This window comes from Asticcacaulis aquaticus (assembly GCF_028550415.1).
GTDB lineage: Bacteria > Pseudomonadota > Alphaproteobacteria > Caulobacterales > Caulobacteraceae > Asticcacaulis > Asticcacaulis aquaticus.
Genome location: NZ_JAQQKX010000038.1, coordinates 1 through 738, shown reverse-complemented (window position 1 = coordinate 738; position 738 = coordinate 1). Strand labels below are relative to the sequence as shown.

Below are 738 nucleotides of genomic sequence, written 5' to 3'. Positions count from 1 at the left end.
GCAATGGTCGGCAATCGAGCCTGTCTTGCCCAAGGTCTATTCCGGTGCACGGCGGGATGATGATCGTCGGATCATCAGTGGCATTATTCACGTTCTAAAATCCGGATGCCGGTGGCAGGATTGTCCTTCTGTCTACGGCCCGCCGACCACTATCTATAATCGCTTTCACCGCTGGTCGGGACGGCGCATATGGCACAAAATGCTGGAGGCTTTGGTCAAGGCCTTTCCCAACGATGAACATATGATCGACTCTACGACCGCCAAGGCTCACCGGTCCGCCGCAGGCGGAAAAGGGGGGCGCACAACCAGGCCATCGGTCGCTCACGCGGTGGCCGCACGACTAAAATCCATGTCGTAACAAACGGTTGTGGAAAGCCCCTGGCCTTTGACGTGACGGCTGGGCAGTTGGGAGATATTCGCGCGGCCCTGCCCCTTATCGCTCCCCTGCCCAGAGCACGAACCCTATCTGCCGATGCCGCCTATGACAGTGATGGCTTGCGTCGCTTCTTGATGGAGCGCGGAACCATACCTGTCATTCCTAATAACAAAACCCGAAAGCGGTTCCATCCGTTCGATCCTATCGCCTACAAAAAGCGCAATCAGATCGAGCGCATGTTCTGCCGATTAAAGGACTGGAGACGCATCGCCACCCGATACGACAAACTCGCAGCCAATTTTGCTGCCGCCATCGCTATTGCTATCGCAATTACTTGGTGGACTGATTGAGTCTCGAACCTA

The 738-nt window shown here is 55.8% G+C and carries 1 protein-coding gene; it reads left to right on the top strand.

The window, feature by feature from the left end:
• Nucleotides 1-726 (top strand): IS5 family transposase gene (locus tag PQU92_RS18750; protein ID WP_438263837.1). Its coding sequence is split into 2 segments (ribosomal slippage), with 727 coding nucleotides annotated over them: nucleotides 1-299 and nucleotides 299-726; the frame shifts between segments, so codons are not numbered across the junction. This gene is flagged as partial in the annotation.
• Nucleotides 727-738: the final 12 nt, after the last annotated feature.